We start from the raw sequence: 20,994 nt of genomic DNA, 5'->3' as shown, positions 1-20,994 counted from the left end.
GCAACCTCACTCCCCCACCGAAGACACCGAAGCCGCCGAAGAAGCCGAAGCCTCCGAAGCCGCGGCGGAGACAGGCACCGCGTACGCGAAACCGCCGTCCACCATCAGATTCGCCACCGTCTCCAGCTCCGGCGGATTCCCGGCGAGCCGGGACAGGAACTGGTCGAAGTCGTCACCGCACGGCAGCAGCAGCCGCTGCACCCGCTCGGCCGGCGGCCAGGCGTCCTGGTCACGGGCGTCGTCGAACGCGCAGAACCAGACCGAACCGATCCGGTCGCCCTTCACCTTCACGGCCAGCAGACCGCCCTGCACGAACCCGACACCCAGGTAATCCTTGGTCAGATGGTCGCGCAGACACTTGTTGACGTACACGAGGTCATTGACGGCGGCCTCGTCGCGCACGGTGAAGAACGGCTGGTCCACCAGCAGTCCCAGCTCGGCGTCGAGCGCCGCGCCCACCGGCGCGCACCCGCCCGCCGCCTTCAGGAACGACCGATAGGCACCCGGCAGCCGGTAACCGAGATCCTCCTCGACCCCCAGCACCTGCTGCTCCGTCACCGCGACCGATGACCTCGGCAACCCGAAGTGCGCGGGCCGCGTCTCCTGCAACGGCCGCGTCCCCCGCTTCGAATGATCGACCGCCGTGGTCGCGACACCACCGTGATGCCGCAGCAACGCCTTCACCTCGACCGGCACCAACTCCAGCCGCCGGGTGCCCGCCACGTGATGCCACGTCCAGCCGTGTGGCGTCGCCACCGACGGAATCGTGTCCCACAGGTCGTGCCCCGACGCGGCGAGAGCGGCGTTCGCGGAGACGTAGTCCGTCAACCGCAACTCGTCGACGCCGAAACCCTCCGGGGGCTCGGCGATCTCCGCGGCACCGCGCGCGTAGAGCGAGAAGTCGGGATAGCCGCGCTCGTCGATCCGCACACCTCTGGGATGGCGCGCGGCCCGGACCGGATCCGGGAAATGCACGACTTGCCCGGCGTAGGCCGCGTTCGGCGGCGCGGCTCGCTGCCCGAGCCGACCTGTCGTCATGGCGGTTGCCCCCTGCGGCGTTCTCAGTAACTGGATGGAGCGCGGATGTCGACAGCCTATTCGGTTGTACGACACCGGTCACCGGGCCTCCGGTTCCGTGACCTGCCGTCACCTCGCAGTGACCGTAAGCCGAAGACCTGGCGTGTCGCGACGCCCCAGCTACCGCACCGGCCACGGCATTTGGCAGTCTGTCTCCGCACCCGGGGATGCATGGGAGGGAAAAATGATCATGAACGCGACGCATACGGGCACGTCCGGGGATCCCCGGGTCGGCTGGAGCAGCAACGAGGCACCCCACACCCCCACCCTGCTGCACCGCCGCGACGGCATACTCCCCACCGTCGCCGCCGCCCTCTCCGTCCGCGGCACGACCCTCACCGGAACCGCCGCCCGCGGCGACCAGGCACCCGCTCTTCACCCGCTGGTCCAGGACTTCCTCGACACCCTCACGAACGCACAACGCGACCGGTACACCGGCCGCTGCGCCGAGGCCATCCTGATCTCCCGGCTCATCGCCTCCACCGACGCCGAACGCAGCAAGCGCGCCGCCCGCAAGCCGATGACCAACGGCGAGGCCCGCAAGGCCCTCAAGGGGGCCAAGCTCACCGCACGCCGCATCCGCGAGGACGGCGACCCGCTGCACGGCAGCTTCGCCGCGCCCTGCCGCTCCTGCACGGCGCTCAGCGACCACTTCGGCGTACGCGTCGTCGACCCGGCAGCGCCGGACGCCTGAACTCCCCCTTTCCCGCCTACGTATGTGTGACGGCGTCCCGCGACGCTGATGTCCCAACCCTCGACGAACGAAGGGCAGATGCACTCCGACCGCTCCTCCTCCGATCTCTTCCCCTCTCCCGGGCCGGGGGGAGGACTCACATCACGCTTCTCCGAACCCGTGGACGCCGCGCTGCGCTCGGCGGGATGGCAGCCGGGACGCTGGGACATAAAGCAGGCCGAGTACTGGGCCGACGCGCTGCGCGGACACGCCTCGCCGGCCGGACACCGGCACTCCGTGTTTCCCGCGGCGGTCGAGGCATGGGCGGAGTTCGGGGGTCTGCACGTCGGCGCCACCGGGCCCGGGCGCCAACTCGCCCCCGCCACGGTGCATCTCGACCCCCTGCACGGGCTGCACATGGCCCGCACCCTCGGTGACCTCGGCCGCGCGCTCGACACGGAGGTCTGCCCCCTCGGCGAGGAGTCCGACTCCCACGCCCTGCTCGCCATCGACGCCGAGGGCCGGGTCTACACCCTCGACCACACCGGCGACTGGTACCTGGGCGCCCACATCGACGCCGCCCTCACCACCCTCCTCACCGGCACGACCCCATCCCGCCTCACCACCGTCTGACGACCCCAGCCCCGTTCTCGCCCCCTCCGCCCCAGACCCCGCTCCTCAAACGCCGGAGGGGCTGAATCTTTCCCCGGAACCGAAAGAAATTTCCCCGCGGCCGGGGCTGAAATTTCCCGCAGCCGAAATCGCGCGGTACCGACGGCGCCCCCACCACGACGCACCCGCAGTCGGCAGCGCACGGAAGGGGCCGTGCCGGTACATCACATGCCCGTCGCTTACGCCCGGATCGAGCAGCGGCTCCCTCAAAAGCCCACGTCTGATCCAACGGCGACGGGCGGATGTACCGGCACGGCCCCGACCCACAACGAACCCGCACCCGGAACGCGAGCGCGAGCGACCCCGCACCCGGAACGCGAGCGCAAGCGACCCCGCACTCGGGAACAGCCCGGACGGCTACGCCGGTATCACCGCCGACACCCGGAACCCACCCGCATCCGTCGGCCCCGACACGAACACGCCCCCCAACGCGGCCACCCGCTCCTTCATCCCCAGCAACCCGTTCCCCCCACTGGGCAACCGCACGGACGACCCCACCCCCACCTCCGGCGGACACTCGTTCTCCACCTGCATCGCGATCTCCGACACCCGGTGCGCCAGCCGGACGTACGTCTTCGCCCCCGCCGCGTGCTTGTGGACGTTCGTCAGCGCCTCCTGCACCACCCGGTAGGCGGTCTGCTCGATCTCCCGGGCGTACCCACGCATGTCCCCCTCGACCGACAGGTCCACGATCATCCCCGCGGCCGCCGACTGCCCGATCAGCTCGTCGATCTCGGCCAGACTCGGCCCCTCACCGGCCCCGGAATCGTCCGCCGCCCGCGAGGCCGCGGCGGCCGCGGCCACCCCCACCGCCGCCAGCGGCACCGACGGCACCCGCGCGTCCAGCCCGTCCCCCGTACGCAGCACGCCGAGCATCTCCCGCAGCTCCGTGAGCGCCTGCCGCCCCATGTCCCCCACCAGCGCGGCGTTCTTCACGGCCTTCTCGGGGTCCTTCCGGGCTATCGCCTGCAGGGCCGCCGCGTGCACGACCATCAGGGAGACCCGGTGCGCGACGACGTCGTGCATCTCGCGTGCGATCCGGGTGCGCTCCTCGTTCCGCGCCCACTCCGCCCGCTCCTCCGCCCGCTCCGCGAGCAGCTGCAGCTCCCGCTCCAGCGAGTCCGCCCGTTCCCGCAGGCTCTCCATCAGCCGGCGCCGGGCCCCCATGTACAGCCCGAGGAGCACGGGCGGCGCGGTCATCCCGATCGCGGTCGTGATGGAGGCGAACGGGACGAACCAGTCCCCCATGGCCACGTCCCCGCGCACCACACCCTGGTGCGTCCGGACGAACGTGACGATCAGCATGCCGGCGAAGGACATCCCCGCCAGCGCCGCGATGATGCGCCGTGGCAGCTCGGACGCGGCGAGCGTGTACAGCCCGATGAGCCCCATCAGGAAGCCCATCTGGGCGGGCGTGATCGCGATGGACACCAGGACGACCGCGATCGGCCACTTCCGCCGCACCAGCAGCACGGACCCGGCGATCGCCCCGAAGCCGACACCCACCGGAACGGGCAGTCCCGCGTCGTGCGCGAACCGGACCCCCTCGCCGCCGCACTCGACCGCGGACGCCAGAGCGAGCCCCGCGTCCAGTACCGCACTACGCCATCCGACCCACCACCACGGCCCGGTCCCGCCCGCGGTGTGCTCTTCCCCCGTCGTGGTCATGACTCCAGCCTACGGTCGCCCCCCGGCCCATTTCCGGTGAGTTTCTCCGACTGGCCTACACCACACCCCACCCTCGAACAGAAGCGAAACCTGCCGATATCCCTCGAACTGCTGAATCGATCACCGTTCGATCTTGGAAGCCCCATTTCCACACCGGCAGCCACCCCCGGAGCGCCGCCCGGAAGGCCGGCCCCGAGGCGCCGCACCCCGCACGGAAGCGCGGAGACGAACGCATGGAGACGAGCGGGAGACGAGCGGGAGAGCGCAAAGGAAGGAACGCAGACACGAGGACGCCATGAACGCCATGAACGCCGCGGAGGCCCGCCGGGACCACCCGGTCATCTGCCGCACCGGGAGCGCCGAGTTGTACCGTCGCACGGAGGGCACCCGGTACGGCATAGTGTTGGGTGCCGACTCGACGAGCCGACCAAATGTCCGGTTCGATCGGGTTCAATCCCCCGTGGTGTAATTGGCAGCACTGTGGCTTTTGGTGCCATCTGTCCGGGTTCGAGTCCTGGCGGGGGAGCCTCGCTCGCTTCGGGTCCTGAAAGTGCCATCAGGGCCCTCTCCCACATGCCTCCTGATTCGCCCCGGTATCCTGCGGATGTCCACACCCCAGCCATCCGAAGCCGAAGGGCAAACCCGTGAGCGCCAATCGCCCGGCAGCCGTCGTCGTTCTCGCAGCGGGTGAGGGCACCCGTATGAAATCGGCCACACCCAAGGTCCTGCACGACATCTGCGGACGTTCCCTCGTCGGTCATGTACTCGCCGCCGCACGCGAGTTGGACCCCGAGAACCTGGTCGTCGTCGTGGGGCACGCCCGCGAGAAGGTCGTCGCGCACCTCGCCGAGATCGACCCGGACGTCCGGACCGCGGTACAGGCCGAGCAGAACGGCACCGGGCACGCCGTACGGATGGGCCTCGAAGAGCTCGGCGACCGTGTGGACGGCACCGTCGTGGTGGTCTGCGGCGACACCCCCCTGCTCAGCGGCGAGACCCTGCGCGCGCTCGCCTCGACCCACGCCACCGACGGCAACGCCGTGACCGTGCTGACCGCCGAGGTCCCCGACGCCACCGGCTACGGCCGCATCGTGCGGGACGGCGCCAGCGGCGCGGTCACCGCGATCGTCGAGCACAAGGACGCGAGCGACTCGCAGCGCGCGATCCGTGAGATCAACTCGGGTGTCTTCGCCTTCGACGGGCAGCTCCTCGCGGACGCGCTCGGCAAGGTGCGGACGGACAACAGCCAGGGCGAGGAGTACCTGACGGACGTCCTCGGGATCCTGCGCGAGGCCGGGCACCGCGTCGGTGCGGCCGTCGCCGCCGACCACCGCGAGATCGCCGGCATCAACAACCGCGTGCAGCTCGCCGAGGCGCGCCGCATCCTGAACGACCGGCTGCTCACCGGGGCCATGCTGGCCGGCGTCAGCGTCATAGACCCCGCGACGACCTGGGTCGACGTGACGGTCACCTTCGAGCAGGACGCGATCGTGCACCCCGGGACGCAGCTCCAGGGCGCCACGCATGTCGCCGAGGGCGCCGAGGTGGGGCCCAACTGCCGACTGAAGGACACCCGGGTGGGCGCAGGCGCCCGCGTCGACAACACCGTGGCCGACAGCGCCGAGGTGGGTCCGCAGGCAAGCGTGGGACCGTACGCGTATCTCCGTCCGGGGACGCGGATCGGCCTGAAGGCCAAGGTCGGTACGTACGTCGAGACGAAGAACGCGTCGATCGGCGAGGGCACGAAGATCCCGCACCTGTCCTACGTGGGTGACGCGACGATCGGCGACTACTCGAACATCGGTGCCGCCAGTGTCTTCGTGAACTACGACGGACAGGACAAGCACCACACGACGATCGGCTCGCACTGCCGTACGGGTTCGGACAACATGTTTGTGGCTCCTGTCACGGTCGGGGACGGCGCGTACACCGCGGCGGGCTCGGTCATCACCAAGGACGTGCCGCCCGGCTCGCTGGCCGTGGCCCGTGGCCAGCAGCGGAATATCGAGGGCTGGGTGGCTCGCAAGCGTCCGGGAAGCGCGGCGGCGAAGGCCGCGGAGACCGCCTCCCGGGAGACGGGAAGCGAAGGCTGACCGGAAAGCGTTGCGTCTGGGACGGCGTACCGTGATAAGTGCACATCCGCACCCCAGCTGAGAAGCCCTCTCGCAACCCAGCTGAGAAGACCTCTCATGCAGAAGACCTCTGAGGAGACAGTGCTGTGACCGGGTTCAAGACGACCGGCGAGAAGAAGATGATGTTCTTCTCCGGCCGCGCCCACCCCGAGCTTGCCGAGGAGGTCGCCCACCAGCTGGGTGTCGGGGTTGTCCCGACGAAGGCCTTCGACTTCGCCAACGGTGAGATCTACATCCGCTACCAGGAGTCCGCGCGCGGCGCCGACTGCTTCCTGATGCAGAGCCACACGGCTCCCATCAACAAGTGGATCATGGAGCAGTTGATCATGATCGACGCTCTGAAGCGGGCCTCCGCTCGGAGCATCACGGTGATCGTGCCCTTCTACGGTTACGCCCGTCAGGACAAGAAGCACCGTGGACGTGAACCGATCTCGGCGCGTCTTGTCGCCGACCTGATGGCGACGGCCGGCGCGGACCGCATCCTCACGGTCGATCTGCACACGGACCAGATCCAGGGCTTCTTCGACGGCCCGGTGGACCACCTGTTCGCGCTGCCGATCCTCGCCGACTACGTGGGCGCCAAGGTCGACAGGTCCAAGCTCACCGTCGTCTCCCCGGACGCCGGCCGCGTAAGGGTCGCCGACCGCTGGTGCGACCGTCTGGACGCCCCGCTGGCCATCGTGCACAAGCGCCGCGACAAGGACGTCGCCAACCAGGTCACCGTCCACGAGGTGGTCGGTGACGTGAAGGGCCGCGTCTGTGTGCTCGTCGACGACATGATCGACACCGGTGGCACCATCTGCGCCGCCGCGGACGCGCTGTTCGCGCACGGAGCGGAGGACGTCATCGTGACGGCCACGCACGGCGTGCTCTCCGGTCCCGCGGCCGACCGTCTGAAGAACTCCAAGGTCAGCGAGTTCATCTTCACGGACACCCTGCCGACCCCGGGCGAGCTGGAGCTCGACAAGATCACGGTGCTGTCGATCGCGCCGACGATCGCGAACGCGGTGCGTGAGGTCTTCGAGGACGGCTCGGTGACGAGCCTGTTCGAGGAGCACTGACCCTCGGCTCCGCCGGTCGCCTAGATCGATTTCATGTACGGCCTCCCCGCCCCGTAAGCTGTCACAGTTGCTCGGCGAGGGAGGCCGTACCGCTTGCAGAAGCGGGTACGGCGGTCCGTTATCGACGCGCTCTTCGTAGCAGGCCGATGGTTTGGCCGGGTGACCTCTTTCCCCAGATCTACGAGGAGTGAACATGTCCGAGATCAAGCTCGCCGCCGAGACCCGCACCGAGTTCGGCAAGGGCGCCGCCCGCCGCATCCGCCGCGAGAGCAAGGTCCCCGCGGTCGTCTACGGCCACGGCACGGACCCGGTCCACATCACGCTGCCGGGCCACGAGCTGCTTCTCGCGCTGCGTACGCCGAACGTCCTGCTCTCCCTGGACCTGGGCGGCAAGACCGAGCTCGCGATCCCGAAGGCTGTCCAGCGCGACGCCATCAGGGGCCACCTCGAGCACGTCGACCTGCTCCTGGTGAAGCGCGGCGAGAAGGTCACCGTCGAGGTCTTCGTGCAGACCGAGGGCGAGCTGGCCCCGGGCAGCTTCCTCGTCGAGAACGTGCTGAACACCCTGACGGTCGAGGCCGAGGCCACCCACATCCCGGAGTCGGTCACCGTCTCCATCGCGGGCCTGGAGGCCGGCGCCTCCATCCACGCCAAGGACATCAAGCTCCCCAAGGGCACCACGCTGGCGATCGACGAGGACGCGGTCGTCATCCAGGTCCTGTCGGCGCAGGCCGAGGAGCCGGCCGCCGAGGGCGAGGGCGACGCGGCCGCCGAGGCCTGATCCCCCCGGAATCTTCATCTGTGTCAGCCGCCGCTCCTGTCAGGGGCGGCGGCTGCCGCGTATCAAGGACATATGGGAGACACGGACGTGACGACCGACGCCAATGCCCCCTGGCTGATCGTGGGCCTCGGCAACCCTGGCCCCGAGTACGCCATGAACCGGCACAACGTGGGCTTCATGGTGGCCGATCTGCTGGCGGGGCGGATCGGCGGGAAGTTCAAGCGGGCGGGCAAGGCGCAGGCGCAGGTGATCGAGGGACGGATCGGGCCGCCCGGACCGGCGAACCGCCGGGTGATCCTGGCCAAGCCGATGTCGTACATGAACCTGTCGGGTGGTCCGGTGACCGCGCTGCGGGACTTCTACAAGGTGCCGACGGCGAACATCGTGGCCGTCCATGACGAGCTCGACATCGACTACGGCGTGCTGCGGCTGAAGCTGGGCGGTGGCGACAACGGCCACAACGGGCTGAAGTCCATGACGAAGGCGATGGGCGCGGACTATCACCGGGTGCGGTTCGGCATCGGGCGCCCTCCGGGCCGTATGCAGGTCGCGGACTTCGTGCTGAAGGACTTCGCGTCGGCCGAGCGCAAGGAGCTGGACTACTTCGTGGACCGGGCGGCGGACGCGGTGGAGTGTCTGGTGATCGAGGGCCTGGAGCGGGCGCAGGGCACGTACAACTCCTGAGCGACGGGCAGACGGGCCGGCGGACGGGTCGACGCGCCGACAGACGCGCCGACAGACGGGCCGGGCGGGGCGGACCGAGAGGCCGGCGGACGGGTCGATGTACTCGTACAACTGCCGACTTGTCCCCCGGCGGAGTTGACCGAGCGCGCGGCCATGGCCAATGATCCCCGCCATGCGTGCCGTCACCTCCAGTCAGAGCGCGTACGCGGCGCTGCGGTTCGGGCAGCTCGCGGCGATGGGCGTGGTCACCGCGCTCATCCTGATCGCGGGCGTCTGGGCCTCCTGGGGCACCGCTCAGCACGTGATGCTGAGCAAGGGCCGGGAGCACGGCACGATCGCGGTGCGGGCGTGCTCGGGCGAGGTGTGCACGGGGCCGTACACGCCGGCGTCCCAGGGTTCGCGGGCGCGGGCCCACGTCGTCATCGAGCAGTCGGTGGCGGTGAAGAAGGGCCGGACGTACACGGTCACGGTGAAGCCCGGCAGTGACGAGGTCGTCCGCAGCGGTCCGGCCGGCCTGCTCTACTCCTGGGTCCCCCTTGCGGGCGCCCTGCTGCTCGCCTCGGTGGTGGTCGCGGGCGGTCTGCGGCTGAAGCGGACGGCCTGGCTGATGGCGGGCACGGGGATCGCGCAGCTGACGCTCACTTTCCTGGCCCTGTAGGCACCCCGCCCCCTGCCCTGTAAGCACCCGCGCGGACACAGGAAGGCGCCCTCCCCGCTCGTACGCGTACGAGCGGGGAGGGCGCCTTCTCGCCTGCTCAGCCGGTGTTGCGCAGTCCCGCCGCCACACCGTTGACCGTCAGGAGCAGCGCCCGCGAGAGCAGCGGGTCCGGGTCCTGGCCGGCCGCCGCCTCGTCGCGCTGGCGCTTGAGGAGGGCGACCTGGAGGTAGGAGATCGGGTCCAGGTAGGCGTCGCGGATGGCGAAGGTCTGCTGGAGCACCGGGTGCGTGTCGAGCAGCTCCTTGCCGCCGGTGATGCGCAGCACCTCGCTCACGGTCAGCTCGTGTTCGGCCTCGATGGTGGCGAACACGTGCTTGAGGTGGTCCGGGACGAGGGTGTCGACGTAGTGGCGGGCGATCCGCAGATCGGTCTTCGCGAGGGTCATCTCGACGTTGGAGATGAAGTTCTGGAAGAAGTGCCACTGGCCGTGCATCTCGTCGAGCACGGTGTCGCCTTCTTGCCGCATGCCCGCCTCGCGCAGCGCCTTCAGGCCGGAGCCGACGCCGAACCAGCCGGGCACGATCTGCCGGGACTGGGTCCAGCCGAAGACCCACGGGATGGCGCGCAGTCCGTCGAGCGAGACGCCCGAGCCGGGGCGGCGGGAGGGCCGCGAGCCCAGGTGCAGGTCGGCGAGCTGGTCGACCGGCGTGGAGGCGAGGAAGTACGTCGGCAGGTCGGGGTCCTCGACGAGTCGTCGGTAGGCGGAGTGGGCGGCGTCGGAGACGACGTCCATCGCCGCGTCCCAGCGGGCCAGCGCCTCGTCGGACTGCCGGGGTGAGGTGTGCAGGGCGGACGCCTGCAGGGTGGCGGCGACCGTCAGTTCGAGGTTCTCGCGGGCCAGCGAGGGGACCAGGTACTTGTCGGAGATGACCTCGCCCTGCTCGGTCACCTTGATCTCGCCCTCCAGGGTGCCCCAGGGCTGCGCGAGGATCGCGTCGTGCGAGGGGCCGCCGCCGCGGCCGACGGTGCCGCCGCGGCCGTGGAAGAGGCGCAGGCGTACGCCGTAGCGGTGGGCGACGTCGCGCAGGCGGCGCTGGGCGCGGTGGATCTCCCACTGCGAGGTGGTGATGCCGCCGAACTTGGAGGAGTCGGAGTAGCCGAGCATGACCTCCTGGACGTCCCCGCGCAGCGCCACGAGGCGGCGGTACGAGGGGTCGGAGAGCATGTCCTCCAGGATCGTGTCCGCGGCCTTGAGCTCGTCGGTGGTCTCCAGGAGCGGCACGATGCCGATCTTGGCCCAGCCGGCGTGCAGGTCGAGCAGTCCGGCCTCGCGGGCGAGGACGGCGGCGGCGAAGACGTCGTCGGCGCCCTGGCACATCGAGATGATGTACGACTCGATGACCTCGGGCCCGAAGATCTTCAGGGCCTTCTTGACGGTCTCGAAGACGCCGAGGGTCTTGGCCCCCGCTGCGTCGAGCGGCGCGGGGGTCGGGCCGAGCGGGCGCCGGGACCGCAGTTCCTTGGCGAGGAGCTTCGCGCGGTAGTCGCGCGGCATGTCCACGTAGCGCCACGACTCCTCGCCGAGGCGGTCGAAGAGCTGGCCGAGGGCGTGGTGGTGGGCGTCCGCGTGCTCGCGTACGTCCATGGTGGCGAGCTGGAGGCCGAACGCGGCGAGGGTGCGGATGGTGCGGTTCATCCGGCCGTCGGCGATCAGGCCGCCGCGGTGCTCGCGCAGCGAGGTCTGGATGAGGGTGAGGTCGCGCAGCAGCTCGGCGGTGCCGAGGTAGTCGCGGCCGTCCTCGTGGGGCGTGCCCTTGGCCAGGCGCTGCTTGGTGTTCTCCAGCTTCTGCCGGATGCAGGTGGCCTTGAGGCGGTAGGGCTCCTCGGCGTTGAGGCGCTTGTAGCGGGGGCTGATCTCCGGCAGGCGCTCCAGGTCGGTCTGGAGGGATTCCAGCAGGATCTCCGTCGCGCCCGTGTAGCGGATGGAGTTCGACAGGAAGCCGCGGAGCTCGTCGATGAGTTCCAGGGCGTCGTTGATGCCGTGCTCGTGCTGGAGGATCAGGACGTCCCAGGTGACGTCGGGGGTGACGTTCGGGTTGCCGTCGCGGTCGCCGCCGATCCAGGTGCCGAAGGTGAGGGGCCGGGTCTCGTCCGGGAGGACGACGCCGACGCGCTCCAGTTCGGCTGTGAGGTCCTCCAGGACGTCGCCGACGGCGCCGGCGTGCAGTTCATCGAGGTAGTAGATGGCGTTGCGGGCCTCGTCGGCGGGCTCGGGGCGGACGACCCGGAGCTCGTCCGTCTGCCACACCAGGTCGATGTTCTCGGCGAGGCGGGTGTCGTAGCGGCGGCGGTCGGCCTCGATGACCGGGGTCTCCAGGAGCGCGGCGATGCGCCGCAGCTTGTTGAGGACCGAGCGCCGGGCCGCCTCCGTGGGGTGGGCGGTGAACACCGGGCGGACGTTGAGGTTCTTCACCGTCTGGCGCAGGTGCTCGGGGTCGGCGTCCTTGAGCCGGTCGGCCGTACGGGCGAGGAGGCCGCCCTCGGCGGCGCGCTTGGCGCGGAGCTCGCGGCCGCGGTGCACCTGCTCGGTGACGTTGGCGAGGTGGAAGTACGTCGAGAAGGCGCGGACCAGCTTGGCGGCGGTCTCCAGTTCGGTGCCGCGCAGCAGCTCGGCGGCGGCCTCGCCGTCCTCGCGGGTCAGGCGGCGGACCTTCTCGACCAGTTCCAGGAGCTCGGGGCCCTCCTGCCGTACGAGGGTCTCACCGAGCAGATCGCCCAGGCGGCGGATGTCGGCGCGCAGTTCGCTGCTGGTCGTCGTGGTCTGGTCGTCGGCACTGCTCACAGGTGCGGCTCCTTGCAGTGTTGAAGCTCGTCTGAAGAGTGGGGAATCTCGTCTGAAGCTCGTCTGGGAGGGAACCCGGGTGGCGACCGCGCGCGGCGGGTGCCGCTTAAGGAGGTGGCATCCGGGAAGAAATCAGAACGGACCGCGCTGTCCGACCGACTCCAAGGATAGGTGTCCCCACGGACGCGCAGGCTCACGGGCTCTTGCCGCCGGGCTACGCGCTGACATACTTACGACGCCGTAGGTTACGGACCCGTAGGGTTTCCCGTCGGACGACGGGAGGACCCTGGTTTCGCACCCGGACACCTTTCCCCGCCCTTCCTCACCTTCGAACCCCACAGGGGACGCCCATGACCACGAGTTCCGATGTGATCGACGACGCCCCGCAGGCGGATGACGACGACACCCGGCTCCCCGCCGCCACCCTCGGCGGCGAGAAGAAGGGGTCACTCGAACAGATCACGCTTCTTCTCTTCATCGCCGTTCCGTTCATCGCGGTGCTCGCGGCGGTGCCGCTGGCCTGGGGACGGGGGGTGAGCTGGCTGGATCTCGGCCTGCTGGTCTTCTTCTACTACCTGGGCTGCCACGGCGTCACGATCGGCTACCACCGCTACTTCACGCATGGCTCCTTCAAGGCGAAGCAACCCCTGCGGATCGCTGTCGCGATCGCGGGGTCCATGGCGGTCGAGGGTCCTCTCGTGCGCTGGGTCGCGGACCACCGCAAGCACCACAAGTTCTCCGACGCGGAGGGTGACCCGCATTCGCCGTGGCGTTACGGCGAGACGGTTCCGGCGCTGATGAAGGGCCTGTGGTGGGCGCACATCGGGTGGATGTTCGACGAGGAGCGGACGTCGCAGGAGAAGTACGCGCCGGATCTGGTCAAGGACCCGGTGATCCGGGCGATCTCGCGTCAGTTCCTTCTCTGGACCCTGCTCTCGCTGGGCCTGCCGCCGCTGATCGGCGGTCTGGTGACGATGTCCTGGTGGGGCGCGTTCACCGGATTCTTCTGGGGCTCCCTCGTGCGGGTGGCCCTGCTGCACCATGTGACCTGGTCGATCAACTCGATCTGCCACGCGGTCGGCAAGCGCCCCTTCAAGTCGCGTGACCGCTCGGGCAACGTGTGGTGGCTGGCCGTGCTCTCGTGCGGCGAGTCCTGGCACAACCTCCACCACGCCGACCCGACGTCCGCCCGGCACGGTGTGGACCGCGGCCAGATCGACTCCTCGGCCCGGATCATCCGCTGGTGCGAGCAGCTCGGCTGGGCGTACGACGTGCGCTGGCCGTCACGCTCTCGTATCGATTCCCGCCGGAACGCCGACGGGAACAGCTCCCGAGGCAAGACGGAAACCGCTGAAGCGGCATGATTGACGGCGTGGCGACCGACTCCAGCAGCACCTCGAGCAGCAATGAGAAGCCGCGGCGCGCGCGCCGCACCCGCATGACCGGCGCCGAGCGCCGTCAGCAGCTGCTGGAGATCGGCCGCACCCTGTTCGCGGCCAAGGGCTTCGAGGGCACGTCGGTGGAGGAGATCGCGGCGAAGGCCGGTGTCTCCAAGCCGGTGGTCTATGAGCACTTCGGCGGCAAGGAGGGGCTGTACGCGGTGGTGGTGGACCGTGAGATGCGCCGGCTGCTGGACATGGTGACCAGTTCGCTGACGGCGGGCCACCCGCGCGAGCTGTGCGAGCAGGCCGCGTTCGCCCTTCTCGACTACATCGAGGAGTACACGGACGGTTTCCGCATCCTGGTCCGGGATTCCCCGATCCCCCAGTCGACGGGGTCGTTCGCGTCGCTCATCTCGGACATCGCCACCCAGGTGGAGGACATCCTGGGCCGCGAGTTCAAGAGCCGTGGCTTCGATTCGAAGCTGGCTCCCCTGTACGCCCAGGCGCTGGTCGGCATGGTCGCGCTGACGGGCCAGTGGTGGCTGGACGTCCGCAAGCCGCGCAAGGCGGAGGTGGCCGCGCACCTGGTGAATCTGGCGTGGCACGGTCTGGACGGTCTGGAGCCGAAGCCGCGGTTGATAGGGCATCGCAAGGCCTAAGGGCTGTCCCGTGGCTCCCCGCCCCGGCTCAGCTCGGGGCGGGGAGCGGTTCCAGGAATTCGAGGCGGTTGCCGACGGGGTCCTCGGAGTAGAAGCGCCGGTGGCCGGGCAGGTCGTCGTCCCAGGTGACGGGTGCGCCCGCGGCCGTGATCCGGGCGGCGTACGCGTCGATGCCGGTGACGCGCAGTCCGGGGTGGGCTTTCTTCGCGGGCCGGAAGCCGGCCTCGATCCCGAGGTGCAGCTGGACGGATCCCGCCCGGAACCAGCAGCCGCCGCGGGCGGCGAGGACGGGCGGCTTGAGCGTCTCGGTCATGCCGAGGGCGTCGACGTAGTACACGCGCAGGCGGTTCTCGGAGCCCGGTGGGGCGGCGAGCTGGACGTGGTCGACGGCGGCGAGCATCAGGCCTCCTTCCGGGCCACGGCGAACAGCCGGCGGAAGGGCAGCACCGTGCCGTACGGCTTCGCCGGGTAGGCGTCGCGCAGCAGGTCCCGGTATTCGGTGACGAAGGCGTCCCGGGCCTCGGGATCGTCCGCGAGGGCCGTCAGTACGGGCCGCAGCCCGGTCCCCTTCACCCAGTCGAGCACCGCGTCCTGCCCGGCCAGCAGTTGCAGGTACGTGGTCTCCCAGACGTCGGCCCGGCAGCCGAGTTCCTCCAGCCGGTCCAGGTAGACGACCGGGTCGTGGACGGAGTCGGTGGGGCGCAGGGCGTCGCCGACGAGGCCCTTCCAGCGGGCGGAGGCGGCGAGTTCGCGCATCAGGACGTGCAGCGGGGCGTCGATGTTGTGGGGCATCTGGAAGGCGAGGGTGCCTCCGGGCGCGAGCGCGTCGAGCCAGCCGGGGATCGACTCCAGGTGTCCCGGCACCCACTGGAGCGCGGCGTTCGAGGCGATCAGGTCGTACGTCTCGGTGGGTGCCCAGTCGGTGAGGTCGGCGTGGGCGAAGTCGAGCCGTCCGCCGCCGGGGGTGGGACCGGCGTGCTCCTCGGTCCGGGCGAGCATCTCGGCGGAGTTGTCGTAGCCGGTGATGTGCGCGGTGGGCCAGCGGTCGGCGAGCCGGGTGGTGACGTTGCCGGGGCCGCAGCCGAGGTCGGCGATGCGGGCCGGTTCGCCGGGGAGTTCCGGGACCTGGGCGAGGAGGTCGGCGAAGGGGCGGGCCCGGTGCCGGGAGTGGCGCAGATACTGGCCCGGATCCCAGGTGGGGGTGGTGGCAGCCATGGGGTGGCCTCCTCGAAAGTCGCCGGAGAGGTCGCGGACCGCCAAAGAGGGCGGCGGTGCCGGACCGTTCTGGATCTCCAGCCTCACAGACAAAGTATCTCGACGTCAAGAGACTCCACATCAAGAGACTTCATGTCGACACAACCACTACACTGATCGTCATGGAGGACGAGGTCGATCGGCTGGTCGCTGCGTGGCGCCGGGAGCGCCCGGACCTCGACGTGGAACCGCTCGAGGTGCTCAGCCGGGTGAGCAGGCTGGCCCGGCACCTGGACCGTGCGCGCCGGCTGGCGTTCGCCGAGCACAGCCTGGAGCCCTGGGAGTTCGACGTCCTGACCGCGCTGCGGCGCGCGGGATCCCCGTATCAACTCTCCCCCGGACAGCTCCTCACCCAGACGCTCGTCACCTCGGGCACGATGACGAACCGCATCGACCGCCTGACGACCAAGGGCCTGGTGGAGCGCCTCCCGGACCCGAGCGACCGCAGGGGCGTGCTCGTCCGCCTCACGGCCGAGGGACGCGACCGCGCCGACCAGGCGCTGGCCGGCCTGCTCGACCAGGAGCGGGCGATCCTCGCGGAGCTGAGCAGGGCCCAGCGCGGTGAACTGGCGGGACTGCTACGCCAGTTGACCGCCCCGTTCGACAACATCCCCGGTTAGGTCGACGGGCCCGACCCCGGCGCGCCGGGCCAGGGCCACGGCCGCGAGGGTGGAGTGCACGCCGAGCTTTCCGAGAACGTTCTGCATATGCGTCCGGACGGTGTGCGGCGAGAGGAAGAGGCGCTCCGCGACCGCCTTGCGCCCCAGCCCCGCCACCATGCAGCGCAGCACCTCGCGCTCCCGGGGCGTCAGCGACTCGACGAGCCGCTCGCTCTCGGTCCGGTGCTTGCGCGCGGCGGTGAGCTCCCGCAGCACCCCCGTGAGCAGGGCGGGCGGCAGATGCGTCTCGTCACGCAGCACACCCCTTATGACGGTGAGCAGCCGCGACAGCGAACAGTCCTTGGCGACCCAGCCCGAGGCCCCGGCCTGGAGGGCGAGCGCGGCTCTGCGCGGGTCGTCCTTCTCGGCCAGCACGACGATCCGTACGCTCGGCTGCCCGGAGCGCACCCCGGCGACGAGCGAGATGCCGTCCACCAGGCCGTCCTCGTTGCTTTCCTGGACGGGCACCGCCGGACGCATACCGGGCAGATTGCCGCCCAGGTCCGCGTCGACGAGGAGCACGTCGAAGCGGCGGCCCTCCGCCGCCGCGCGCTCGAGGCAGCGCAGCGCGGCGGGACCGCTGCCCGCTGCGGACACGTCGACGTCGGGCTCGGCCGCGAGAGCGGCGGCGAGCGACTCGGCGAAGATGCGATGGTCGTCGACGACCAGTACTCGGATGCGAACCACAGAAACCCCCACTGTCGGGGGACGGTCCGTGCAGGTACGGCGCCCGAAGTGATCCCGAGCCCGCTTGCGACCCGGAAAACGGGGTGCCGCAGCCGCACGGCCGCCGCCGTGCTGGAAGTGCTACCCCCACTTCGGGCGTCGTACCCGACCGTCTCGCCCCCTGATCAGCACCGGCCCCCACCGGCACTGTTCATCAGGGTAAGGCCGGGGGCCAGGAGCGGAAGGTAATTTGCAGAACTGGTTGGCCAGCGCGTTTATGGTGAGCCGTATGTTTCGTATGGAGACAGGAGACGACAAAGACCGTCGGGATCTGCTCCGCAGACGGCTGCTGGACACGAACACGGCGGCGTCCCCGGTGCTGCGCGCTCTGCGCGGAACCCCAGGTGAACGTGAACTTCCGCTCCACGTCTGGGCCCTGGACGAGGCCGGTGCGCTGGCCGGCGGTCTGGTGGGTCACACATGGACGACCTGGCTCCACGTGACGTACCTGTGGGTCGACGACCGCACCCGGGGCACGGGCCTCGGCAGCCGCCTCCTGGCGGAGGCCGAGCGCGTCGCCCGCGAGGAACGGGCCTGCCACGCCGCCCGCCTGGAGACCTGGGACTTCCAGGCCCCGGACTTCTACCGGAAGCAGGGGTACGAGGTGGTGTGCGTGATCCCCGACTACCCGCCGGGGATCACGGAGTACACGCTGACGAAGCGATGGAAGGGGTTCAGCCCCTCCGGCGTTTGAGGAGCGGGGGGTTCGGGGGGCGGAGCCCCCTGAGCACGGGAAGGGAAGGGGCGGAGGGGCGAAAGAACCCGGGGGTCAGCCGATGCGCCGGGCCCCCGCCGAAGGAACCGCCGGGAACACCCGGGGTGCCGTGAAGCCCGCCGCGGCGAAGGCTTCCATGACGGCCTTGGTGACGGAGTCGACATCGGTCGACTCCACCAGCACGACGGCGGAGCCCCCGAAACCACCACCGGTCATACGCGCCCCCAGCGCACCCGCCGCGTTCGCCGAGGAGACCGCGAGGTCCAGCTCGGCGCAGGAGATCCGCAGATCGTCGCGCAGCGAGGCGTGACCGTCCGTCAGGACCGGTCCGATCGCCCGGACATCGCCCGCGTCCAGCAGGGCGATGACCCGGTCCACCCGGTGGTCGTCGGAGACGACGTGGCGGACGTAGCGGCGCACGCGCTCGTCGGAGAGCCGGGCGAGGGCCGCGTCGAGGTCCTCGTACGCGACATCACGCAGGTGGGACACGCCCAGGCGCCGCGCCCCCTCCTCACAGCCCGCGCGCCGCTCGGCGTACGCCCCGTCCCCGAGCGCGTGCTTCACCCGGGTGTCGACGACGAGGAGTTCGAGGCCCTGGGAGGCGAGGTCGAAGGGGACCTGGCGGATGGACAGGTCGCGGCAGTCGAGATGCAGGGCGTGGCCCTCGGTGCAGCACGCCGACGCCGTCTGGTCCATGACCCCGCACGGCACACCGACGAAGTCGTTCTCGGCGCGCTGTGCGAGCAGGGCCAGCTCGGGCCGGGTGAGCCCGAGCTCGTAAAGGTCGTCGAGGGCGAGGGCCGTGACGACTTCGAGGGCCGCCGAGGAGGACAGCCCGGCGCCGGTGGGGACCGTGGAGGCCAGATGGATGTCCGCGCCGCCGACGGCGTGGCCGGCCTCGCGCAGCGCCCACACCACACCCGCCGGGTACGCGGCCCAGCCGGTGTCCGACCGGGGCACCAGCTCGTCGACGCGCAGCTCGACGACCGGTCCGTCGATGTCCGCCGAGTGCAGCCGCAGCACGCCGTCGGACCGGCGGGACACCGCCGCGACCGCCGTGTGCGGCAGCGCGAGCGGCATCACGAACCCCTCGTTGAAGTCCGTGTACTCGCCGATCAGGTTGACCCGGCCCGGTGCCGCCCAGACGCCCTCGGGCGCGGCCCCGTACAGCTCCTCGAAGCCCTCACGTACCCCCACCTGCTCCACTTGTTACCCCTTCGCTACGTTCTGTGCGAACTCCCACGCGTCCGCGACGATCCCCGCGAGATCCGCGCGGGACGGGTTCCAGCCGAGCCGTTCCCGGGCGGTCTCGGCCGAGGCGACCAGCACCGCCGGGTCCCCGCCGCGGCGCGGCGCCACGACCTCGGGGATCGGGTGCCCGGTCACCTGGCGCACCGTCTCGATGACCTCGCGGACGGAGAAGCCGTTGCCGTTGCCGAGGTTGCAGATCAGGTGCTCGCCGGGGGACGCGGCGGCGACCGCCAGCAGGTGCGCCTCGGCGAGGTCCGCGACATGGATGTAGTCGCGGATGCAGGTGCCGTCCGGCGTCGGGTAGTCGTCGCCGTAGACGGAGATGGCGTCGCGGCGGCCCTGCGCGACCTGGAGGACCAGCGGGATGAGGTGCGACTCGGGGTCGTGCCGCTCGCCGCTGTCGCCGTACGCGCCCGCCACGTTGAAGTACCGCAGGGAGACGGCGCCGAGTCCGTGGGCGGCCGCCTCGCCGGTGATCATGTGGTCGACGGCGAGCTTGGAGGCGCCGTAGGGGTTGGTGGGGCGGGTCGGCGCGGACTCGACGATCGGGGTGGTCTCCGGCTCGCCGTAGGTCGCGGCGGTGGAGGAGAAGACGAGCTTGCGCACGCCGGCCTCGCGCATCGCGGCCAGCAGCGCCATGGTGCCGCCGACGTTGTTGTCCCAGTACTTCTCGGGCTTGACCACGGACTCGCCGACCTGCGAGAACGCGGCGAAGTGCAGGACGGCGTCGTACGAGGAGTCCAGCCACTTGCCGGCGTCGCGGATGTCGCCCTCGACGAAGGCGGCACCGGCGGGGAGGCCCTCGCGGAATCCCGTCGAGAGGTTGTCGAGGACGGTCACCTCGTGGCCCGCCTCGAGCAGGTGGCGCGCGACCACGCTGCCCACATAGCCGGCTCCACCGGTGACCAAGTACTTCCCACTCATGAACTCGCTACCTCTCGCAGTCGCTGAGCCGCGGTCTCCGGCGGCACGTCGTTGATGAACACGTTCATGCCGGACTCGGAACCCGCGAGGAACTTCAGCTTGCCGGAAGTGCGGCGAATGGTGAAAAGCTCGAGGTGGAGCGCGAAGTCGTCCCGGTTGACGCCTTCGAACTCCTCCAGCGGGCCGAAGGGTGCCTGGTGCCACGCCGCGATGTACGGAGTCGGCGGTTCACCCGTCCCTTCCTTCCCACCGTCCGGTCCGTCGAAGATCCGGTCGAAGCGCCTCAAGAGTTCCAGATAGACCTGGGGGAACTCTGTGCGCGCCTCCTCGTCGAGACCGAGCAGGTCCGGCACACGGCGGCGCGGGTAGAGGTGGACCTCGTACGGCCAGTGGGCGGCGTACGGGACGAAGGCGACCCAGTGGTCACTCGACAGGACGACCCGTGAGCCGTCCGCCAGCTCCCGCGCGACGACCTCGTCGAACAGATTCTCGCCGCCGGTCGCCTCCTTGTGCGCGGCCAGCGAGCGCAGCATCAGCGCGGTGCGCGGGGTGGTGAAGGGATAGCCGTAGATCTGCCCGTGCGGGTGACCGAGTGTCACACCGATCTCGGCGCCACGGTTCTCGAAGCAGAAGACCTGTTCGACGGAGGGCAGATGGGACAGTTCGGCGGTGCGGTCCGTCCACGCCTCCAGGACGAGCCCGGCCTGCGCCTCCGTCAGATCCGCGAAGGACGCGTCGTGGTCGGAGGTGAAACAGACGACCTCGCAGCGGCCGGAGTCGCCGGCCAGCGAGGGGAAACGATTCTCGAACACCACGACGTCGTACGAGGAGTCGGGGATCTCGCTCAGCCGGTCACCGGAGGACGGGCACAGCGGGCACTCGTTCGCCGGCGGGTGATAGATGCGCCCCTGCCGGTGCGAGGCGATCGCCACCGAGTCGCCGAGCAGCGGGTCGCGGCGCACCTCCGAGGTGGTGACGGTCGGGTCGAGCGGGCGCCGGTCCACCGCGTCGCGCACCTTGTCGTCGCCCGCGTCGTAGTAGATGAGCTCACGACCGTCGGCCAGCCGGGTCGAGGTCTTCTTCACAGTCGGACTCCCCATCCACACCCGCTCAAACCTTCAAACATAACCGAACACAACAAACCACAAGCCACCACCGCAGTCAACATCACAATCA

At 70.2% G+C, this 20,994-nt stretch carries 20 protein-coding genes and 1 tRNA gene; 12 read left to right on the top strand and 9 right to left on the bottom strand.

The genetic code is table 11. The annotated features are described in order from the left end of the window. Window positions 1-6 precede the first annotated feature (6 nt). Window positions 7-1,038 carry an SMI1/KNR4 family protein gene (locus ABZX90_RS15055; RefSeq protein WP_351132870.1) on the bottom strand — a complete coding sequence of 344 codons (1,032 nt, stop codon included), beginning with the start codon at window positions 1,036-1,038 and terminating at the stop codon, window positions 7-9. Between the two features lie 223 nt (window positions 1,039-1,261). Here ABZX90_RS15055 and ABZX90_RS15050 point away from each other — a divergent pair, with 223 nt between their 5' ends. Further along, window positions 1,262-1,771: a YwqJ-related putative deaminase gene (locus ABZX90_RS15050; RefSeq protein WP_351132872.1), complete on the top strand. Its 510-nt coding sequence runs from the start codon at window positions 1,262-1,264 to the stop codon at window positions 1,769-1,771. A 78-nt stretch (window positions 1,772-1,849) separates the two neighbouring features. Continuing rightward, window positions 1,850-2,383: an SUKH-3 domain-containing protein gene (locus ABZX90_RS15045; protein ID WP_351132874.1), complete on the top strand. Its 534-nt coding sequence runs from the start codon at window positions 1,850-1,852 to the stop codon at window positions 2,381-2,383. A 396-nt stretch (window positions 2,384-2,779) separates the two neighbouring features. On the opposite strand, the gene ABZX90_RS15040 is transcribed toward ABZX90_RS15045, so the two are convergent. Then, a complete protein-coding gene (locus ABZX90_RS15040; protein WP_355204970.1) occupies window positions 2,780-4,090 on the bottom strand; it encodes a histidine kinase in 1,311 nt (436 codons plus the stop codon). Window positions 4,091-4,544: 454 nt separating this feature from the next. Between ABZX90_RS15040 and ABZX90_RS15035 the strand changes: the two genes are divergently transcribed. The 6 genes from ABZX90_RS15035 to ABZX90_RS15010 all read left to right on the top strand — a co-directional run bounded on the left by ABZX90_RS15035 (window position 4,545) and on the right by ABZX90_RS15010 (window position 9,406). After that, window positions 4,545-4,616 (top strand) — tRNA-Gln (locus tag ABZX90_RS15035). 118 nt (window positions 4,617-4,734) lie between these two features. Continuing rightward, window positions 4,735-6,183, top strand: a complete 1,449-nt coding sequence (gene glmU / locus ABZX90_RS15030; RefSeq protein WP_355204967.1) for a bifunctional UDP-N-acetylglucosamine diphosphorylase/glucosamine-1-phosphate N-acetyltransferase GlmU — start codon at window positions 4,735-4,737, stop codon at window positions 6,181-6,183. Between the two features lie 125 nt (window positions 6,184-6,308). Further along, window positions 6,309-7,283, top strand: a complete 975-nt coding sequence (locus tag ABZX90_RS15025; RefSeq protein WP_351135180.1) for a ribose-phosphate diphosphokinase — start codon at window positions 6,309-6,311, stop codon at window positions 7,281-7,283. A 193-nt stretch (window positions 7,284-7,476) separates the two neighbouring features. Continuing rightward, window positions 7,477-8,064, top strand: coding sequence for a 50S ribosomal protein L25/general stress protein Ctc (locus ABZX90_RS15020; protein ID WP_351135178.1), 588 nt, complete (start codon window positions 7,477-7,479; stop codon window positions 8,062-8,064). A gap of 72 nt (window positions 8,065-8,136) precedes the next feature. Then, on the top strand, window positions 8,137-8,748 hold the full coding sequence (pth, locus tag ABZX90_RS15015; protein ID WP_355204963.1) for an aminoacyl-tRNA hydrolase: 612 nt from the start codon (window positions 8,137-8,139) through the stop codon (window positions 8,746-8,748). Between the two features lie 160 nt (window positions 8,749-8,908). Beyond that, a complete protein-coding gene (locus ABZX90_RS15010; RefSeq protein ID WP_351135174.1) occupies window positions 8,909-9,406 on the top strand; it encodes a hypothetical protein in 498 nt (165 codons plus the stop codon). 97 nt (window positions 9,407-9,503) lie between these two features. Here the strand turns inward: ABZX90_RS15010 and ppc are convergent, their stop codons facing one another. Then, the gene (gene ppc / locus ABZX90_RS15005; protein WP_355204958.1) at window positions 9,504-12,248 is read right to left on the bottom strand and encodes a phosphoenolpyruvate carboxylase; all 2,745 of its coding nucleotides are present in this window, start codon (window positions 12,246-12,248) and stop codon (window positions 9,504-9,506) included. 350 nt (window positions 12,249-12,598) lie between these two features. Here ppc and ABZX90_RS15000 point away from each other — a divergent pair, with 350 nt between their 5' ends. Together ABZX90_RS15000 and ABZX90_RS14995 are read left to right on the top strand one after the other, a co-directional pair. Further along, complete coding sequence (locus ABZX90_RS15000) at window positions 12,599-13,612, top strand: fatty acid desaturase (protein WP_355204955.1); 1,014 nt, start codon at window positions 12,599-12,601, stop codon at window positions 13,610-13,612. Continuing rightward, window positions 13,609-14,289, top strand: a complete 681-nt coding sequence (locus ABZX90_RS14995; RefSeq protein ID WP_351132016.1) for a TetR/AcrR family transcriptional regulator — start codon at window positions 13,609-13,611, stop codon at window positions 14,287-14,289. Before ABZX90_RS15000 ends, ABZX90_RS14995 begins: the two co-directional genes overlap by 4 nt. A 28-nt stretch (window positions 14,290-14,317) precedes the next feature. On the opposite strand, the gene ABZX90_RS14990 is transcribed toward ABZX90_RS14995, so the two are convergent. Both ABZX90_RS14990 and ABZX90_RS14985 read right to left on the bottom strand, forming a co-directional pair. Further along, complete coding sequence (locus ABZX90_RS14990; protein WP_355204952.1) at window positions 14,318-14,689, bottom strand: glyoxalase; 372 nt, start codon at window positions 14,687-14,689, stop codon at window positions 14,318-14,320. Beyond that, entirely contained in the window at window positions 14,689-15,504 is an 816-nt protein-coding gene (locus ABZX90_RS14985; protein ID WP_351132020.1) for a trans-aconitate 2-methyltransferase, read from the bottom strand. Before ABZX90_RS14985 ends, ABZX90_RS14990 begins: the two co-directional genes overlap by 1 nt. A gap of 161 nt (window positions 15,505-15,665) precedes the next feature. Here ABZX90_RS14985 and ABZX90_RS14980 point away from each other — a divergent pair, with 161 nt between their 5' ends. Continuing rightward, on the top strand, window positions 15,666-16,163 hold the full coding sequence (locus ABZX90_RS14980) for a MarR family transcriptional regulator (protein WP_351132022.1): 498 nt from the start codon (window positions 15,666-15,668) through the stop codon (window positions 16,161-16,163). Here ABZX90_RS14980 and ABZX90_RS14975 read toward each other — a convergent pair. Next, window positions 16,122-16,889, bottom strand: a complete 768-nt coding sequence (locus ABZX90_RS14975) for a response regulator transcription factor (RefSeq protein WP_261703947.1) — start codon at window positions 16,887-16,889, stop codon at window positions 16,122-16,124. The genes ABZX90_RS14980 and ABZX90_RS14975 overlap by 42 nt on opposite strands. Before the next feature lie 256 nt (window positions 16,890-17,145). On the opposite strand from ABZX90_RS14975, the gene ABZX90_RS14970 reads away from it, so the two are divergent. Beyond that, window positions 17,146-17,622 carry an N-acetyltransferase gene (locus ABZX90_RS14970; RefSeq protein ID WP_355205085.1) on the top strand — a complete coding sequence of 159 codons (477 nt, stop codon included), beginning with the start codon at window positions 17,146-17,148 and terminating at the stop codon, window positions 17,620-17,622. A gap of 75 nt (window positions 17,623-17,697) precedes the next feature. On the opposite strand, the gene galK is transcribed toward ABZX90_RS14970, so the two are convergent. The 3 genes from galK to galT are packed head-to-tail and all read right to left on the bottom strand — an operon-like array spanning window position 17,698 to window position 20,903. Next, window positions 17,698-18,840: a galactokinase gene (galK, locus tag ABZX90_RS14965; protein WP_351132122.1), complete on the bottom strand. Its 1,143-nt coding sequence runs from the start codon at window positions 18,838-18,840 to the stop codon at window positions 17,698-17,700. A gap of 12 nt (window positions 18,841-18,852) precedes the next feature. Next, window positions 18,853-19,818, bottom strand: a complete 966-nt coding sequence (gene galE / locus ABZX90_RS14960; RefSeq protein ID WP_355204947.1) for a UDP-glucose 4-epimerase GalE — start codon at window positions 19,816-19,818, stop codon at window positions 18,853-18,855. Further along, entirely contained in the window at window positions 19,815-20,903 is a 1,089-nt protein-coding gene (gene galT, locus ABZX90_RS14955) for a galactose-1-phosphate uridylyltransferase (RefSeq protein ID WP_355204944.1), read from the bottom strand. Before galT ends, galE begins: the two co-directional genes overlap by 4 nt. Window positions 20,904-20,994 lie beyond the last annotated feature (91 nt).

It is taken from the genome of Streptomyces sp. NPDC002935, from assembly GCF_040611295.1.
Taxonomy (GTDB): domain Bacteria; phylum Actinomycetota; class Actinomycetes; order Streptomycetales; family Streptomycetaceae; genus Streptomyces.
This window is presented reverse-complemented; position numbering and strand designations above follow the sequence as displayed.

Bases quoted from the DNA above. Each gene is read 5' to 3' on its own strand.
- pth (WP_355204963.1), top strand. From the start codon at position 8,137: ATGGGAGACACGGACGTGACGACCGACGCCAATGCCCCCTGGCTGATC.
- galE (WP_355204947.1), bottom strand. From the start codon at position 19,818: ATGAGTGGGAAGTACTTGGTCACCGGTGGAGCCGGCTATGTGGGCAGC.
- ABZX90_RS15000 (WP_355204955.1), top strand. From the start codon at position 12,599: ATGACCACGAGTTCCGATGTGATCGACGACGCCCCGCAGGCGGATGAC.
- ABZX90_RS15055 (WP_351132870.1), bottom strand. From the start codon at position 1,038: ATGACGACAGGTCGGCTCGGGCAGCGAGCCGCGCCGCCGAACGCGGCC.
- ABZX90_RS14970 (WP_355205085.1), top strand. From the start codon at position 17,146: ATGGTGAGCCGTATGTTTCGTATGGAGACAGGAGACGACAAAGACCGT.
- ABZX90_RS15050 (WP_351132872.1), top strand. From the start codon at position 1,262: ATGATCATGAACGCGACGCATACGGGCACGTCCGGGGATCCCCGGGTC.
- ABZX90_RS15045 (WP_351132874.1), top strand. From the start codon at position 1,850: ATGCACTCCGACCGCTCCTCCTCCGATCTCTTCCCCTCTCCCGGGCCG.
- ABZX90_RS15040 (WP_355204970.1), bottom strand. From the start codon at position 4,090: ATGACCACGACGGGGGAAGAGCACACCGCGGGCGGGACCGGGCCGTGG.
- ABZX90_RS14980 (WP_351132022.1), top strand. From the start codon at position 15,666: ATGGAGGACGAGGTCGATCGGCTGGTCGCTGCGTGGCGCCGGGAGCGC.
- ABZX90_RS15010 (WP_351135174.1), top strand. From the start codon at position 8,909: ATGATCCCCGCCATGCGTGCCGTCACCTCCAGTCAGAGCGCGTACGCG.
- ABZX90_RS14995 (WP_351132016.1), top strand. From the start codon at position 13,609: ATGATTGACGGCGTGGCGACCGACTCCAGCAGCACCTCGAGCAGCAAT.
- ABZX90_RS14985 (WP_351132020.1), bottom strand. From the start codon at position 15,504: ATGGCTGCCACCACCCCCACCTGGGATCCGGGCCAGTATCTGCGCCAC.
- ABZX90_RS15020 (WP_351135178.1), top strand. From the start codon at position 7,477: ATGTCCGAGATCAAGCTCGCCGCCGAGACCCGCACCGAGTTCGGCAAG.
- ABZX90_RS14990 (WP_355204952.1), bottom strand. From the start codon at position 14,689: ATGCTCGCCGCCGTCGACCACGTCCAGCTCGCCGCCCCACCGGGCTCC.